16 protein-coding genes are annotated in these 16,181 nt (G+C 61.3%); 9 read left to right on the forward strand and 7 right to left on the reverse strand.

Annotated features, from left to right (window positions below; genetic code table 11):
- Positions 1-7: 7 nt before the first annotated feature.
- From AK36_RS11825 to AK36_RS11845, 6 genes are all read right to left on the reverse strand, one after another.
- The gene (locus AK36_RS11825) at positions 8-268 is read right to left on the reverse strand and encodes a PAAR domain-containing protein (protein WP_011883085.1); all 261 of its coding nucleotides are present in this window, start codon (positions 266-268) and stop codon (positions 8-10) included.
- A 61-nt stretch (positions 269-329) separates the two neighbouring features.
- The gene (locus AK36_RS32890) at positions 330-824 is read right to left on the reverse strand and encodes a hypothetical protein (protein ID WP_131753409.1); all 495 of its coding nucleotides are present in this window, start codon (positions 822-824) and stop codon (positions 330-332) included.
- 9 nt (positions 825-833) lie between these two features.
- A complete protein-coding gene (locus tag AK36_RS11830) occupies positions 834-1,925 on the reverse strand; it encodes a DUF6708 domain-containing protein (protein WP_011883084.1) in 1,092 nt (363 codons plus the stop codon).
- A 3-nt stretch (positions 1,926-1,928) separates the two neighbouring features.
- Entirely contained in the window at positions 1,929-4,505 is a 2,577-nt protein-coding gene (locus AK36_RS11835) for a T6SS effector BTH_I2691 family protein (RefSeq protein WP_045578577.1), read from the reverse strand.
- Between the two features lie 40 nt (positions 4,506-4,545).
- Positions 4,546-5,298 carry a DUF4123 domain-containing protein gene (locus tag AK36_RS11840; protein ID WP_224383370.1) on the reverse strand — a complete coding sequence of 251 codons (753 nt, stop codon included), beginning with the start codon at positions 5,296-5,298 and terminating at the stop codon, positions 4,546-4,548.
- 11 nt (positions 5,299-5,309) lie between these two features.
- Positions 5,310-7,781, reverse strand: a complete 2,472-nt coding sequence (locus AK36_RS11845) for a type VI secretion system Vgr family protein (RefSeq protein WP_011883081.1) — start codon at positions 7,779-7,781, stop codon at positions 5,310-5,312.
- A gap of 340 nt (positions 7,782-8,121) precedes the next feature.
- On the opposite strand from AK36_RS11845, the gene AK36_RS32895 reads away from it, so the two are divergent.
- The 9 genes from AK36_RS32895 (at position 8,122) to AK36_RS11885 (ending at position 14,335) form a co-directional block, all read left to right on the forward strand.
- On the forward strand, positions 8,122-8,820 hold the full coding sequence (locus AK36_RS32895; protein ID WP_131753408.1) for a DNA-binding protein: 699 nt from the start codon (positions 8,122-8,124) through the stop codon (positions 8,818-8,820).
- Positions 8,821-8,943: 123 nt separating this feature from the next.
- The gene (locus AK36_RS11855) at positions 8,944-9,150 is read left to right on the forward strand and encodes a helix-turn-helix transcriptional regulator (protein WP_011883078.1); all 207 of its coding nucleotides are present in this window, start codon (positions 8,944-8,946) and stop codon (positions 9,148-9,150) included.
- On the forward strand, positions 9,147-9,680 hold the full coding sequence (locus AK36_RS11860) for a hypothetical protein (protein ID WP_045578578.1): 534 nt from the start codon (positions 9,147-9,149) through the stop codon (positions 9,678-9,680). Before AK36_RS11855 ends, AK36_RS11860 begins: the two co-directional genes overlap by 4 nt.
- A gap of 312 nt (positions 9,681-9,992) precedes the next feature.
- Complete coding sequence (locus AK36_RS33950; RefSeq protein WP_011883076.1) at positions 9,993-10,169, forward strand: hypothetical protein; 177 nt, start codon at positions 9,993-9,995, stop codon at positions 10,167-10,169.
- Positions 10,162-10,464, forward strand: coding sequence for a hypothetical protein (locus AK36_RS11865; RefSeq protein ID WP_011883075.1), 303 nt, complete (start codon positions 10,162-10,164; stop codon positions 10,462-10,464). Before AK36_RS33950 ends, AK36_RS11865 begins: the two co-directional genes overlap by 8 nt.
- Positions 10,457-10,669 carry a hypothetical protein gene (locus AK36_RS11870; RefSeq protein ID WP_038785424.1) on the forward strand — a complete coding sequence of 71 codons (213 nt, stop codon included), beginning with the start codon at positions 10,457-10,459 and terminating at the stop codon, positions 10,667-10,669. Before AK36_RS11865 ends, AK36_RS11870 begins: the two co-directional genes overlap by 8 nt.
- Positions 10,662-11,009, forward strand: a complete 348-nt coding sequence (locus tag AK36_RS11875; RefSeq protein ID WP_011883074.1) for a hypothetical protein — start codon at positions 10,662-10,664, stop codon at positions 11,007-11,009. The genes AK36_RS11870 and AK36_RS11875 overlap by 8 nt, the downstream gene beginning before the upstream one ends.
- Positions 11,010-11,019: 10 nt before the next feature.
- On the forward strand, positions 11,020-11,346 hold the full coding sequence (locus tag AK36_RS11880; protein ID WP_011883073.1) for a hypothetical protein: 327 nt from the start codon (positions 11,020-11,022) through the stop codon (positions 11,344-11,346).
- Between the two features lie 127 nt (positions 11,347-11,473).
- Positions 11,474-14,335 carry a DUF927 domain-containing protein gene (locus AK36_RS11885; RefSeq protein ID WP_043290731.1) on the forward strand — a complete coding sequence of 954 codons (2,862 nt, stop codon included), beginning with the start codon at positions 11,474-11,476 and terminating at the stop codon, positions 14,333-14,335.
- Positions 14,336-14,954: 619 nt separating this feature from the next.
- Here the strand turns inward: AK36_RS11885 and AK36_RS11890 are convergent.
- A complete protein-coding gene (locus tag AK36_RS11890) occupies positions 14,955-16,172 on the reverse strand; it encodes a tyrosine-type recombinase/integrase (RefSeq protein ID WP_045578579.1) in 1,218 nt (405 codons plus the stop codon).
- Positions 16,173-16,181 lie beyond the last annotated feature (9 nt).

The following is a 16,181-nucleotide window of genomic DNA, read 5'->3' on the forward strand; positions in this document are numbered from 1 at the left end:
GATACCTCTATTCAAGCGACGAAATCAGTCGCGCCCCGCACTCCGTCAGATCGTCGTGGAAGGCGACCGGTGTACCGTGATGATTTCGAGTGCTGCTTTGCGGAATGATCCTGAACTGCCCGCCGCACTTCGGACATTCGGTCAGGTGCCCTTCGAGCGCGACGGGAATTCCCTGCGCTTTCAGATCGTCGCTTGCGGTGATCACGTGGCCGCCGTGCGTCGTCTTGTCGTTCAGGCGGATCACGCCGCGCCCGTTTTCATCCTTCATGATCCTTTCCGCATCGTTTGCATTGTCATGCTGTTGAACAAGCGAGACCTGATCGGTCAGGTCACCCGTCGCTCTTCGGAGCGACTCCGCTATAAGTTTTCGGATGCTGAGCATTGGCGCAAACTCGGTTCCATCCGGAGAATTCGAACGCGGTCGCGTACCGGCCGCCACTGCCGTCATCACGAATCCCGTAATTCAACTCGGGCTTCTCCAAGTTAAGCGGGCCATAGTCGGCGAGAGACGGATCATCCGAATGGGCCACATAGATAAAGCGCACTCGAACTGGTTTTCCATCCTGCTTTTTGTAGGTGGCGTATCCACAAATGAACGTGCGCTTGTAGTTCGGCGTTTGACTTATTCCATGCAAATCGGGAGTGCTTTCGTATAAGTCGAAAAACTCGATGTCCTGGTCATCGGACAGTGCTGCCCGAACCGCTTTTTCCGCAGCATCGAATTCTTTTGCCGACGCACTGGGCGTACATCCGACGAACAATGCAAGCGCGGTGGCTAGCGTCGCTACGATTCGCCTTTCTATCATGCCGGAAACCCTCGTCATCAATTACCGTTAGCTACGGGCCGCCGCGTGCATCATGTTGGCACCAGGATTTTCGAGCCAAGCCGCTGCATACATTCTGCCATCGGGTTCTCCCCCCCAGTCTTCGACCCGTGCTTTCGGATCATTCGGGTACTCGCCGCGCTGTTGGGCCAGCACGGTATCGCCCCATCCGACAGGTGTTCCGGAGCGGGGTTCCGCGTAAAGATCGTCGGGAGCGATCACGGAGATTTGCTCGATTGCGGCAGGCCAGACGGGATCGCGGCACGTTGCATTCGCAAGGATTCGCATGACGGTGAAAACCAGAATCAGCGGCATCATCAGCATGCGAATGAAGACCGGCGCACGCATCCCGAAGCTATACAGCGAGAACAGGAACGACTCACGCGGAGTCTCGCGCTGCGTGTGAAACAGCATCGGCTTGGGCAAACCGTTAGGGCCGTCGTTCATGTATGCGCACCAGTAGTTCCATTGCGCTAGTGCCATTTCGACCTGCCGCTTGCCGGTCCATTCCCGACCGATCGAGAACACACTCATGACATTGCCGTGGTCGTCAACCGTATAGTGCCGAATGTGGAAGATCGTGCCGAAGGACGTGTTCTCGCGGTGCAAACAAAAGATCGAATCTTCCGTCCACGGTGCTTCCCAAACGACATCACCCTTGCCGGACTTCGCGAAGAAGCGGCGAGCGCGAATCGCAAAAAGCTTGCGGGCTTCACGATGAAAGCGGATCGGGCGATAACGCAGACCAAAGAACAGGCCGCGCCCAAGCTTCCATGCGATTCCGCCAAACACCACTACGAATGACAGAGCCATCAGGTCCGCTATAAACAAGTCAGAAGCGGAAGCGTCGCCAGTGTGAGTATAGCTATACAGATATGGCCCATATAAGGCGGCCAGAAACACGACAAACACGCCAGTAACAAACCATTGTTTTTCTAGAAAGGACGGCTCAATCACGTCCATGAAGGTCGAGTTAATGCTGAACGTTGACCCGAAATCCTGAACGTCCGGACCGAGAAATCGATTGATCAGCAAGCGATGCGCTAGATCCCACTCCGGTACCGGCTTGCCGATACACTTTTTCATGACGCGCTCGTCCATGCGTCAGTCTCCCGCCGCCGAGCTAAATGCTTTGAGCTCTGCCTCAAGCGAGTCGTAGTGTTCCCCCGTGCTGAATTTGCAACGCGAGACCCAATCCTTGAGAGCGGACGCCTTAAAAATCGCGATCGCTATTCCCACCAGAATCGACAAAATCAGCGCCGGCCAGAAAAGTGGCCAACCGAAGAACGCGGCGGCGGCAACGTATACCCCGAGAGCACCACTCACATTGTAGAGAACCCAAAGCTTGGTTTCTTTGTTGCGATATGCCTCTGGGGCATTTTTGATTAGGTCAAACCCAGCCAACACGATGCCAGCGATCGCGCCAAGACCGCGACCGACCTTCGCCCCGACTTCAGCCCATTCACTGGCACCGGCCCACTGCTTCATGAGGAACGCCGACAAAGGATGAGCCGGCGCTTTCACCACGGTTTCCGATGCAGTTTCTATGACGGTCCCTAGGATCGAAACAACAGCACCGACTGCCTTTAAACCGGTTTCGCCTTGACTGAACTGATCACTACCCGCCCAATCTTTGGCCGCAAAGGTGAGTGTTGCCATCTGGAAAATCACCGTTACGACGCCGAGATTGAATTCCCGGGCCGAACCGAGCCACTTCTTGGCAGTATCAACACCCGGAACCTTGACAGCCTTGATCGCGCTGGCCTCCAACTTTCCGTCCTTGACGAGAGCATCGACATCCATCTCATAGGCGACGATATTCGGATCGCTCGGTGGCGCCGTCCTCATGACCTGCTTCCCAACCTGTGTTGCCGACGCGCGCTGTTCAGTCCGGTTGCCATCCAGTTTGACACCCAGTTCTCGGGCCTGCTGCAGAGCCCAATCACGAATTGCAAGCTTGCTGACTTGTGATGGTTTGAGCCGAACACCAGCCTGCATCGCCAAACGAATCGTCACGAAACCGAGTGCGACACCGCGGGTAGTTTTCGTAAGTACGCCAACGACGTGGTTGGCGGTCGTCACAATAAGCCGATCCCGCAGGTTGGCCGCGTTGCCGAGATTCTCGATCTTCTTGAACGCTTCCTTGTAGAGGTTCAGGAAGTTTTCGTACTGAATATCAGAACCGTGCACCTGCGCATCCGCAGCCTTTAGCATCGCGTCCTGATTGAACATCAGGGCACGCACGTACAGATTGCGGATATTTGAAGCTTGACCACTCAACCACTCGTCGAGCACTTTCTTGCAGGGCTCGGTGCCGACCGCCGAGCCGATCACCTGTGCGCACGACTCACTGTACGCGTAGCCGCTCCGAAGGTCCTGCGGATCATGGACGCCCGCCATCCATTCGGCGAGCATTTGCGACTTGAGCCAATCAGCATGTGCCTGTACCAATGGCTGCCATTTTGGCTTGAAGGCATCGAGTGCTTGTTGATACTCCTGTGGGAAGCGTTTGAGGGCTTCCTCATCCAGTACACTGGTCCGCCTGCCATCCGACCCAACCTTGGTCGACGCCTCTTCCCATGCATCGTTGGCCGAGGCCTCTACCGTTGCGGGAACGTTGGCCATCCTTGCATCTTCTTCCTTCGCCGCCTGTTCAAAACTACCGGTCCGGAATACCCCCTTAACAAGACGGTAAAGGCCGGCAAAGTCTGCCATAGGTGGAGCGTTGTAATTTCCAATGCGTGAATTGACGTCATTTACTCTTTGAGCCGTCTGCGACATCTCGTAAGACAGTCCAGTCAATGCCTTGGCGTTGGCGCGAATACCTTGTTCAGCCCGCTCAAGCAGCTGCGCCGACATCCACTTCCAGTACACCTGCTCGTCGAAACCGTTGTTCAGGTTGGGGACGGTCAGTTCGGCGAGGTCATTGGTAAGGCCGACGGGATCGTTAACCGCGATAACGAAACCCTTCTTGTTCGGCGATTCGAGCATCGCATCGCCGATCCGTTTGGCGACGTTCCGCTGACGCAGACGAATCTCGTCTCTGGGAACGCGGTTGCTAAAACCGAACGCAGCCTTCATCGCCTGAGCGTCCATCGCGAAATGCGCGATCTTGCTCTGGGTGGCTTGAAATTCGCCCGTATCGGTCGCCCCCCCAGCCAGCATCGCGGGAACGTTGATGCACTGCATATGCTGCTTGCGCCAAGCAGCATCATTGATTTTGTTGTGTACGAGGTCCTTGGTCCATCGCACGTTCGACCAGCCAATCCAGAGGTTGGTCGCTTCGTCACTTCCGGGCGTGTGCTCGACACTCACGCAACGGCCAAAGGATTCGAAAGCCAAGTCTCCGTTCATCGCGCAGCCTTGGGTAAGCGCGCTCTCCGCGTCACCTGGCGGCGGCGTCACGTCCGGGGGGAAATTCCACATGATCCCGTCGTCGAGAACCATATAGGCGGCCAGCTTCTTCCGTTTCTCGTCGTACGTGTATAGATAGCCAGGGCGCAATGCGCGCAGCGTGTACTTGGCGGTGGCAACGGCCTGAGGGGCGCGCGCGTCGATCCGAAAATTGCCGGACAGGGCCGGCGCTTTGGACGCGCCACGCGGGCACGCGATCGCGTATCGGACGGGATAGATCAGCAGCGACTGGCGATCGCAAAGCGGACAGCCTTTAGTGGTCGGCATGGGTTGATCCTCGGAATTTCATGATATGAAGTGACAGCCTTTATTCGGTCAGGAAAGCGTGCTGCATACGTTTAACCGCATCGTCGACGAGCGCATCGGTGGTCATCGCGTCCTGTCCGCCCGCCGAGCACAAGACCTGATCGAGTGCAGCCGGTAACTGCGCTGCCTGATCGACCGACAGTGCCGGCAGCCGCCGGCGAATCTGGTCGGCAATCTCGCTGCGGTTGATGCGTGGCCACTGGTCCGGGCGCGGCCAGCCAGACTGTTGATCGTCCGGCGGCACGATATCGGCACCTAGGCCGGCGCTGCGCCAGCGATGGCCGGCCCAAGCGAAGCACCATTCGTGGACGGGTCCCAAGAGGGCCAGCCGCTGGGTCGGATCGAACTCCGCAAGCGTGAGGCTCAAGACACGCGGATCGTAGTACCGCCAGAACACTGGCTGGCCGCCCTCGCCAGGCCCCACCAGATACCGCGCGATGTGTTCGGCGAGCGCATCGACATCCGCGGCGCTGTCGATCCACGCGCAAATCGCGGGCGGTCGTTCAACCTCCGGTTCCTCTTGCCATCGTTCGGTCGCGATCCGTCGCCCCTTCAGATCGAGCGCGGCGAGGTCGATCAACCTCGGCATCAGTTCTTCGCGATGGGCCAGCACGCGTGGCGTGCAGGCACGCATGTCGAGCGCGGCTAGATCAGGCACGTGCGCGAGGGTCGCAGGTTCCACCAGCAGGAATCCGGTCGTCATCAGTTCCTGATGATCTGGTACAGCCTGCATCGGAGGCGTGGGCGTTTTCATTCGGCCGTCCATCAGGCGAGCGCGATCGACGCTTGACCGGTTTGTGCGGCACCGTCAGCCAATTGCGAGCACAAGTCCGATCCAGGGAACTGCGCCGGCATGCTCTGCGGGCCCACCGTATCGTGGCTGCCCGCATGAATCTTGTTTTCGCCAGGCGTGTAACCGACGATGCCTTTTGCGCTGACTTCGAGCTGGCTGTTGCCGGCCGTCAAGCGGATACCCTGCTTGGCCGTGATGTTGATCCAGTCCGTCGTGCTAATGATCGACAGGACCTTCTTCGCCAGCAGTTCCAGCTCGTCGTTTTCTGCATGCACCTGCACCTTGCCGCTCGCCGCGATAAGCTTCATGCCCATCTTGTGCACGAACAGTGAGAACTTGTCCGATACGCTCGCGAAGAACGATTTGCCTGTCGCGACCGACATGCTTTCGCCGGCCGTGACCGCTACGTGCTGCCCGCCCGTGACGTGCGCCGTCGCAGGCGTCGTGACCGCGATGCCGGCCGCGCCGGCCAACAGCAGATGCGCTTCATTGAGTTCAGGGAATTCGCCCTTGTCACTGCTGCCCGTCGCACCCGCGCCCTGGATACCATCCACCTGCGATTTCAGCGCGTCGGCAATCGGCGTCTGGTCCCCTCCGTTGTCCTGTGCCTGATAGTGCTGCGCGAGCTTGCCAAGTTGCCCGTGTAACGTTTGCGCTTTAGTCAGGCGTGATGCCGGCTCTCCGATATCCGAGAGATGCCCCTGCGCGGCGGGACGCACCTCCGTGCTGATCACCATGCCCTTGCCGGTGCGGATCGCGCCGACCTCATCCGTACGCAGCTCGAAGCCCTCGCCACGGGCATCCTTGCGCCCCTGCCAATCCTCGATTCGCTTGATCTTGCCGAGCGAGAGCTGGCTTGCCGCATGGTCGGATCGAAGTTGCACCTGAATCGCGTTCGCCGTATCGTCGAAAATTAGATGATTGCTGCGACCTGACGACGCGTTGCCGTCCGCACCGTTCAGCTCCCGGCTGCGAATGCCCATTAGCGCATTCTCGTCCGGCAGCTTCCACGACGGGACGTTGCGCGCGTTCATCACGCGGCCCGTAATGATCGGGTGGTCCGGATTGCCGTCGAGCCATTGCACGATGACTTCCGAACCGATCCGCGGCAGTGCCGCCATCCCCTGGCCGCCGCCAGCCCAGCCGCTTGCGACCCGCACCCACGTCGAATACTTGCCGTCGCGATCCCAATGGAACTGAACCAGCACGCGGCCGTGTTCGTCGGTGTGAATGCTTGTGCCGGACTGGCCGACGACGATCGCCGTCTGCGGCGCGAGAATCTTCGTGTCGACGCTGTTGAAGCCGCGCCCGGGCCGCCAGGCGGTTGCCCTGGGTACGCACGTGAACTCATTGCGGTATTCCGCCAGTACCCCTGTGTCCTGCAAATAGTTGTTGGTCGCCACATGCCGAACCGCGATGATCAGGTATTCGTCGTCGCTCTGATCGCGGCTCAGCGCCGAGCCATAACGGTCCGTCAGCCGGAACCAGCGGCCCGGCTGCACGAAGCGATTGTTGCCCTTCGCGTCGAAGCGCTTGATCGTCGCTTCGATTTCCTCCATCCGGCGGTTTGCGACCTGATAGCCGTGCTCCATGTTCCGATAGCCGTACGCACCGGCGTACTCGTTCCATTCAAGCTGCGGCAGCGCGGCTTCGGGGTTCAACAGACTCGTTTGAACGTGGGTCGGCGTCGGGCTCTTGAAGTCGAAACGTGACAGTTCCGCATGCGTCGAAGTGGTCTGCTGGAACGGGGACCAGCTCAGAACGCTGTCCGATTCCTCCGCGCCCATGCCATTGTGGAAGCGGATTTCGTGCCCCCTGCCGTCGATCGCTGGCGCGGGACGCGTCGGATCAGAGACGGTCAGCTTGTGCGACGTGGCCGTGTGCTCGTACCAGTACAAATAACCAGCGTGTTCCCAGCGTCGATGAACGTAATTGTGGTCGTCTTCGTCGAACTGGCAGGCCATCGTCATGCGCGGATCGGCTTCGCCGACCCGCCACGCCCATTCTGGCAACACGCCGTAGTCCTGAAAAACTGTCGCCGTCTGGTCGTGCAGGTTCTGATCGAGGAACAAACGATTGTGCTTGCCATACTTCAGATAGCGTAGCCAAGGACCGACGTGCGCCTCGTAGAACACCCAGCCGCCGTCCGTGCGAACATGCCGGAATGCGAAGATGTGGCCGTTGAAATACCGCTGACTGCCGTCGCCACGCAACAGACTGACCGTCACGCGCTTGCCGATGAAATCCTTTGGCGCAAGGTGGTCGTTGTCCGACAGGATTTCGATCTTGTACGCGAAATCCTTCGATAGCGCTTCGACCGCCTCGAATGCGTTCGGCAGTAGGATTTTGTAGGGCGCGTTATCGTCCGGAAAGGCTATCTGCACCTGCCGGTTGTGCTGCGGCCCTAGCGCAAGTTCTCTCAGGGCTTGTGCCGTATTCTGCATTGTTTCTTATCCGTCGATCCGAGCGCGAATGCCACTGGGCCGCCCGTGCGCCCTGGAATGCGCCAGCAAGGCAGGGGGCGATGCTCGTGCCCGTCCCGACATGCTGCGATAAGCTCAGACGTATACCACAAAGCCCCTCAAAGGCACACGGTGAGAATTGTTAGCGATGTCAAAGGGCGGGTTCACACCTCGCCCTCATCCGGCACCATTTATTACTGGTACCTTACTGGATTTGTTGAGAAAATATTGGGGTCAAGCCTAGGGCGGCCACCCGAATCCCGGATTCCTTCACCGGCTGGCTTGACACCTTCCGAAGGAGACCGCACAGAAGGGTGCCTCATTGCTCGACAAGAACAACGCTCGTCCGTATTCCGCATCGCCCAAGTCCAGGCCGTTTCAGCAAAAGCGCCGTACGTCTCTCAAGCAGCATCTCCGTTCTGACGCATATGTCGCCGAGCGGCACCGTGCAGCACAGTCGAACACCGATGATGCTGGACACGAGCGGCTCGATCGCCTCCCCGATCTGTTGCCTGCGAGCGCTTCCACCGAAGAGGCAACGGAGATACTGGCGGGTCTGATCGTGCGATGCATTGACGCCAACCATCTGCATTCTGTGGACGATTTGATTCGGCACCCATTGTTCAACAGTGAGATGCTTCGGGCTGTTGTTCAATTTGCGCGTCGCGATATGGCGACCGCTTTGCGCCAGCAGATCGACGAACTGCAGACGCAGGTCAAGGAAATTGAGAATGCTGACGCATTCCGTGTTGCGACCGCGCGCGCGGAAGAGCGAGCACGTCAGCAGCACGCCAAGGAGCGGGCGCGCGAGCGGATTGGTCCGGCTCAACAAAAGCGGCTCGCCTACGCCCAGAAAAACAAGATTCTGGACGCGTTCAAGCGCAAGTTGCGCAATGGGGAAGATTTGATGGCCCGGTCCGTCAGTTCGGAATTGGCGAAGCGCTTCAACGTGTCGCAAAGTCACGTCCGTGAGCTTCGAAAGAACTGGTTGAGAACGTTAAAACCTGACAAACGCAACTGACGAAACCACAGTTGCGTTTGTGAAATCGTAAACGCAGTTGTCGATACGACAGTTGCGTTTCAGCCTGCATGCTTCGCGTTATCCCGTGCAAACCCGCACGGTCCCATAACTAGCGGAGCATAGATGCAAAACACGTCGTACCCGATCAATCGCGTTGTGCGCATGCGCTGCCTCCTCGGCCGCGTCGGTCTGAGCAAAAGCGAAATCTACCGACGCATTCAGGCAGGCGCGTTCCCGAAGCCTATTCCGCTCGGCACCCGCGCCGTCGGCTGGCTAGAGTCCGACATCAATGCATGGATCGACACACAGGCGAAGCGGGGACAGGCATGATCGCGCTCAACTTGATGGCGATCGGCCGAGGTGGTCCATATGGTGGTGCGATAGGCGCTGCCGCGATGGCTCGCGATGCAGCGTACGGTCGCTGTAAAGACAAAAAACTTCGCATAGTCGCGGCTCTTCTCGACGATGTTGAGGGGACTCTGTGGAATCAGGGTGACGACGCCCTTAAGCTTGTCGCGGTGGCCATCACGCTAGCCGCGACGCTAATGCTCGAATCCCCTCGCCTGACGCCCGATCGACTCGGCTCGGCTTCCGACAAGCTGGTCCAAGCGATCATCGCTGCCGCGCACGACGCACGGGCCTATCATCGCGAGCACAACCGCGACCTGCTGGCGGCACATCGCGCTGTTTATAGCGATATCTACGCGCACTGCACAGACGTGTCGCGTCGCTCGTCAGCACAGGCTCTCTTACGCGGTGCCGCGCTCGGCCAAACGCTCGCGCATCGTGATCCGTCACGCATAGACATCGAAGCGATAAAGCTGGCCATTGCTGTACTCAAGGAGCGCGAACAAGCATGATGCCAGCCGAAAGTCACTTTGCATTGCGAGTATTGCGATTTGCGTCGCGCGGCGGTGCGCAGTATCCTATGGGCGTCGCTGAAACAACAGTGACCCGGTTTGGCGACCGGAATTTGTCAAAGGCGGACAACCGCCTGAGCGCGGTTTTTTTGCGTCCGCACATCATGTGCCTTCTATGGTCGGGCCTGATGGGGGTGCGTTCGCGCACGCCGGTTTCCTTTGACGCCGGTTCGCCAACCCTGTCATGTGCCCGGCCACCCCATTTGGCGATGGGAGCCGGGTTCGTCAACCCGTCAAAGGAGGTCGCACCCAATGCGCCAGCCGTCGCACGCCCGTACCGGGCACCAAACCCACCTCATTCAATCCATCGTCCGCGCAGCACTGCGCGACGCAGCAACCGCCAACACGTATCAAGACGCGCTCGATGCAACCGGCGCGGCACTGGCCGCGATCGCAGCACTCGTTCGCGCGGAGGTGCGCCATGGCTGACCTGCGCTGCAAGATTGGCGATCTGGCGATCGTCACGAAATGCGATGCTCGCTCGCGTATCGGCATGCTGGTCGAGGTGGCATCGGCTCGTCCGACGCCCGATCACGATTGGCGCGTGCGGATCTTGGGCGGCCCCGTCTCGGGGCGTAGCGTCTGCGGTCGCCGGTCTAGCGATTTCACGCATGCGGCCGTCTACGACTGGAACCTCACGCCGATTCGCGGCGAAGCGGAGCTGGATTGCACGATCGACGTCGGGCAACTCCTCGCGTCGATTCTGGAGGTGTGCCATGTCTGAATTCCGCCTGCCGAACGAAGTCAAGATGATCGCCATGTGTGCGGCCCATCAGTTCGCCCAGCTCGAAGCCCTGTTCGATGCCGTCCGTTCGCATCTTGCGGAGGGCACCTACGAGCGGGCGCTCGTCGACATGGGGCAAAGCGTTGCGAGCCGGTATTCAGCCGAAATGCGTCGCACTGCGCAGCCGGAGGTGTGCCATGACTGACCAGCGCATCCGAACCGCCGTTGTCGACGGATTCGACAACGCACCGCCACTCGATACCGGCGCTCCGATCGAGCTGCAATTCGCCGTCGACCTGGGCGCGATCTGCGCCGACGCATGGCTCGACCTGAAAGGCGATGTGCGGCTGCACGACTACGCGGCCCATCAAGCCGCCGCATTCGCGCGCGGCATGGAAGCCGCCATGCAGGACGCGGGCGACGTCGACGCGCACCGCGTGACGATCAGCCGTCAGGCGTTCGCGGCCGGCCTGATGGGGCGCGTACAGCAGCATCTGTTCGCAGCCCTCGGCATCGTCACGCGCGAACCGCGCACGACGCACTGACGGAGCGACCATGGCAAAGACGAACAAGAACGCCGTGCAACCGCTCGCGCCACACTTCGTGGCCGAGGTGAACCGCCCCGATCGCAACCGCATCGGAACGCGGATCAACGATGCGATGGAGCTGCTGGACAGCCTGCATTGGGCGGCCGACAAGGCCATGTCCGATGACGACTACTGGCTTGTGCTGAGCCTGTTCCGCGCGTCCCTTCCGTCTATCGGCGCGGCGCTGGAGGCGGCCAACGACGCCCTTGGCGAGTCGCGGCTCGGCCGCTACGTCTACAGCAACGACGTCACGGCCGGCGGGGCGGTTCTGTCGGTGCCTCGCGCGGCCGGCTGACGCCCCGCCGCAAGGCATCGTCACATCATTCAATTCTTCGCGCGTCGGGTAGCTGCTTGCCCGATATGGACTACTAATCGGAAGCCGACCGACGCGCGTCCAGTGGGAACCTATGAGTAACGCACCCATGTCCGAATTCGAGCGGGCGAGAGTCGCGCTCGGCTATGTTCCGCCCGACGACCGCGACACGTGGAGTCAGGTGGGGATGGCGCTCAAGGCCGAGTTTGGCGAGGAGGGCTTCGCCCTCTGGAACGAATGGAGCCAAGGCGCGCAGAACTACAACGGCAAGGACGCGCGCGATGTGTGGAAGTCGTTCAAGGGCGGCAAGATCACCATCAACACGCTCTTTCACCTCGCCAAGCTTGGCGGCTTCGATCCGCGCGCGCATCGGGCCAAGCCCGTCGACCCAGCGGAGCGCGAGCGGCAGAAAGCCGAACGTGCGGCCCGCGAAGCGGCCGAGCTGGCCGAACTGACGGAGAAACAGCAAGCCGCGTCGGCGCTCGCCGAATCGATCTGGTCGGCGGCCGAGCCCGCGCCGGCCGATCATCCGTATCTTGTTCGCAAGCGCATTCCGGTCGACGCGCTGCGCGTCTATCGCGGCGGCTTGTGCATCGGCACGGCCGTATGCGACGGCGCACTCGTCATCCCGGCGCGTGACGCGGACGGCAAGCTGTGGACGCTGGAATTCATCCTGACGGACGGCCAGAAACGCTATCTGCCGAACGGCCGCAAGGCAGGCTGCTTCTCGTTGATCGGCGGCCCGCTATCTTCCGCGCCGTCCACGCTGCTGATTGGCGAGGGTTACGCCACGTGCGCGACGCTCGCGGCCGCGACGGGCCATCCGGCCGCCGTCGCGTTCGACGCCGGCAATCTGCACGCGGTCGCGACGGCGCTGCGCGGTCAGTATCCGGACGCCCGCATCGTCGTGTGCGCCGATGACGATCACACGACGAAGGGCAATCCGGGCGTGACGAAGGCCCGCGCGGCGGCCGAGGCCGTCGCCGGCATCGTCGCCGTGCCCGACTTCGGTCCGAACCGCCCGGCAGCCGGCACCGACTTCAATGACCTGGCTGCGCACCTCGGCCCGGATGCGGTGTCCGCCGCCGTGCGCGCTGCGCTTGCGTCGGCCGGCCTGTCGGATGCCGGCAAGGGCAAGGCTGCTCCAGCCGCCGCGAAGCCCGCCAAGCGCCCGAAAACGGCCCGCGCGCAGGACGGCAAGTCGCGGTTCGTCGTCGACGACAAGGGCGTGTGGTTTCACGGCTTCAACAATCAGGGCGACCCGCTCCCGCCGCATTGGGTCAGCACGCGTATCGACGTGATCGCGGAGACGCGCAACGAGATGAACAGCGAGTGGGGCTACCTGCTCGAATTCACGGATCGCGACGGCATCCTGAAACGGTGGGCGGTGCCGGCCGGCCTCTTTGCCGGCGACGGCACGGAGCTGCGCCGCATGCTGCTCGACATGGGCGTGAAGCTCGGCGTCACGCAGATCGCCCGCACGCAGATTGCGAACTATGTGCAGATGGCGCAGCCGGACGAGCGCGTGCGCTGCGTGCCGCGCGTCGGCTGGCATCACGGTGCGTTCGTGCTGCCCGACCGCGTGATCGGGACGGGCAAGGAGGCGCTGATCTATCAGGCCGATACGCCGATCCAGAGCCAGTTTAAGGAGCGCGGGACGCTGGACGACTGGCAACGCGAGGTCGCCGCCTACTGTGTCGGCAATAGCCGGCTGCTGTTCTGCGTCGCTACCGCCTTCGCTGGTCCGTTGCTGCACTTCTCCGGGCTTCAGTCGGGCGGCTTTCACCTGCTCGGCACGACGTCCAAGGGCAAGTCGACCGGCGGCGTCATCGCCGCGTCAGTGTTCGGCTCGCCGGATTACGTGCGGAGCTGGAAGGCGACCGACAACGCGCTCGAAGCCGTGGCCACGCAGCATAGCGACGCGCTGCTGATCCTCGACGAAATCGGGCAGGTTGAGCCGCGTTTGGTCGGCGATGTGATCTACATGCTTGCGAACGAGTCGGGCAAGGCCCGCGCGTCGCGTAGCGGTTCGGCAAAGCCGGTTCTCACGTGGCGGCTGCTGTTCCTGTCGAACGGCGAAAAGAGCGTGTCCGCGCTGATGGCCGAGGGCAACAAACCGATGAAAGGCGGTATCGAAGTGCGCTTGCCCGCGATCCCGGCCGAGGTTGGCGAAATGGGCGTCGTGGAGAAGCTGCACGGGTTCCCGACGCCGGCCGCGCTGATCGAGCATCTAGAGCGGCACGCCGGCATGCACTACGGCACGGCCGGCCCTGCGTTCATCGAGTGGGCGTCGTCGCAGGCCGGCGAGCTGGCCGAGCATCTGCGCATGCGCGTCGACGAGCTGGTCGGGCAATGGGTGCCGGATGGTTCGCATTCGCAGGTCGCGCGCGTCGCCAAGCGGTTCTGCCTCGTTGCAGTGGCCGGCGAGCTGGCGACGGCACACGGGCTGACCGGCTGGCCGCAGGGCGAAGCGGTCGAGGCCGCGCGTCGCTGTTTCGAAGGCTGGCTCGAACTGCGCGGCGGTACCGGCAATTCGGACGAGGCGGAAGCCGTGCGGCAGGTTCAGCATTTCCTCGCCGCGCACGGCGACAACCGTTTCGTGTGGATGAACCGGGCACAGGACGACCATCGGCCGAACGTGCCGCATCGAGCGGGCTTCAAGCAGCACGTGAAGCGCGACGAGCGGCGCACGCCGATCGCATCCGATCGGGAGTATTACGCCGAGTTCGGCGGCAAGATGAGCGCCGACGATGCGGAAAGCGTCGAGACGGAATACCTGATCGAAGCGGCCGTGTTTCGCAAGGACGTGTGCGCCGGCTTCGATCACAAGATCGTCGCCAAGGCACTGATGAAGCGGGGCGTGCTGATGCCGCGTAGTGACGGCTATCCGTACCGGCAGGAGTACATCCCCGGTCACGGCAAGTTCATGGTCTATCGCGTGCTTCCGTCGATCTTCACGCTTGAGTTGTGAAATGCACCGTCGCCGTCCGGGAGGGCGGTGGCGGGCATTCCTTTGCGCGGCATTTTGGCCCGCGCGTCAAAGTTACTTTGAGCGATACGCTCCAGACGGAACTGGGCGGGCGGTTGCCGCGAATCTTGCCGTAGCCGTAACAATCCAGCCCGGTTTATCTCCAGTATCTCCAGCGTTCTCCAAATCGTTTGGAGACACGCGAAGCCTTACCCCGTATGGCTTTGCGGCCGATTCAGACGTTTATCTCCAAATCTCCAACTCGTTTTGCACTGAGCGGACAGGCGTCGACCGACCGTAGCGACCGCGAAGCTATGCGGGGCGCGGCTCTCCGGGATTCCAAGGGCATCGACGACGTGTTTTCGAGGGGGTGTCCGCGATGCGCCCCGATCGGGCATTGTTGCGCCGGCCGCAAGTGACGGGGTGGCCGGAAAGCGGGGGACCCTGCGTCTAGGGCAAAGACGCGGGGGCTCACACCCGCGTGTTTTCTCTACTGACGGCGGAAACAAGGGGGGCACATAATAATAAGGGGCCAAATCATCGGCTTACCCTATGCCTAGGCCGTGTCCGTTTTACTGGTGGGAGACGCACGGAAGGGGGTCATACTCGCAGCGGTACGGACCTATCCTGCCGCCGCGATCGGGATGATCTGCGCCCCACTCTGCTTGTCGAGATAGTCCGCCCACCACTGCATCATTCGATGGCGCTCAGACAGATACTCGGCATGGTTGTATGCCGCCCGCACCCCGTCCTGCTCCGAGTGGGCGAGCTGGCGCTCGATCCAGTCGGAATTGAATCCCTTCTCGTTCAAGATCGTTGAAGCGAGACCACGGAACCCGTGCCCGGTCATACGGCTGCGATAGCCCATCCGGTATAGAGCGTACAGAATCGTGTTCTCGCTCATCTGCTGCAACGGTCTGCGGCTGTTCGGGAACAGCCAGCGACGGTGGCCCGTCAGCGCGCGCAGCTCGGAAAGCAGCGCGATCGCCTGCTCGGCGAGCGGCACGATATGCACGCGGCGCATCTTCATCTTCTCGGCCGGAATGCGCCACTCTCGGCGCTCCAAGTCGATCTCCGTCCACTCGGCCTGCCGCAGCTCGATGGTGCGAACGAACGTCAATGCCAGGAATCGCAGAGCGAGCCGGGTCTCGGGCTCGCCTTCATAGGAGGCGATCGAGCGAAGCAACTCCGGCAGCTCGCTTTCGCCGACTCGCGCCATATGCTTGACGCGCACCGCCTTCAATGCGCCTCGCAGGTCAGGCGACGGATCTCGCTCGGCACGGCTCGTTGCAACGGCATAGCGAAAGACTTGGCCGCATGTCTGCAACGTCTTGCGCGCCGTCTCGAACGCCTCTCGTCCTTCGATTCGTCGAACGACCGCGAGCAAATCCGGGGCGCCGATCGAAGAAATCGGGCGCTGGCCGATCAGGGGAAACACCTCGCGATCGAGCTGTTTCTTGACTCGGTTCGCGTGCGAAGCGCTCCATGTCGCTTGCTGCGCCTCGTACCACTCCAGCGCGACGGCCTCGAAGGTGTTCTGTGCGGCAATGGCGCGAGTCTGCTTCTCGACGTCACGCTCGAACGCAGGGTTCTTCCCTTCCGCTAACAGCCGCTTCGCTTCGTCACGCCTCGACCGAGCATCAGCGAGCGATGTCGCGGGATAGTCGCCGAACGTCAGCAGGTTTTCTTTGCCATTGAACCGGTATTTGAGCCGCCATTTCTTCGAACCACTGGAGCGCAGATCGAGATACAGGCCGCCGCCGTCGAAGAGTTTGTTCCCCCCGGCCTCATCGAATCTAGCGTTGCGGCACTTGGCGTCGGTAAGAGGTTTGGTTTTCATTGTTCGTCG

Source organism: Burkholderia vietnamiensis LMG 10929, assembly GCF_000959445.1.
GTDB lineage: Bacteria > Pseudomonadota > Gammaproteobacteria > Burkholderiales > Burkholderiaceae > Burkholderia > Burkholderia vietnamiensis.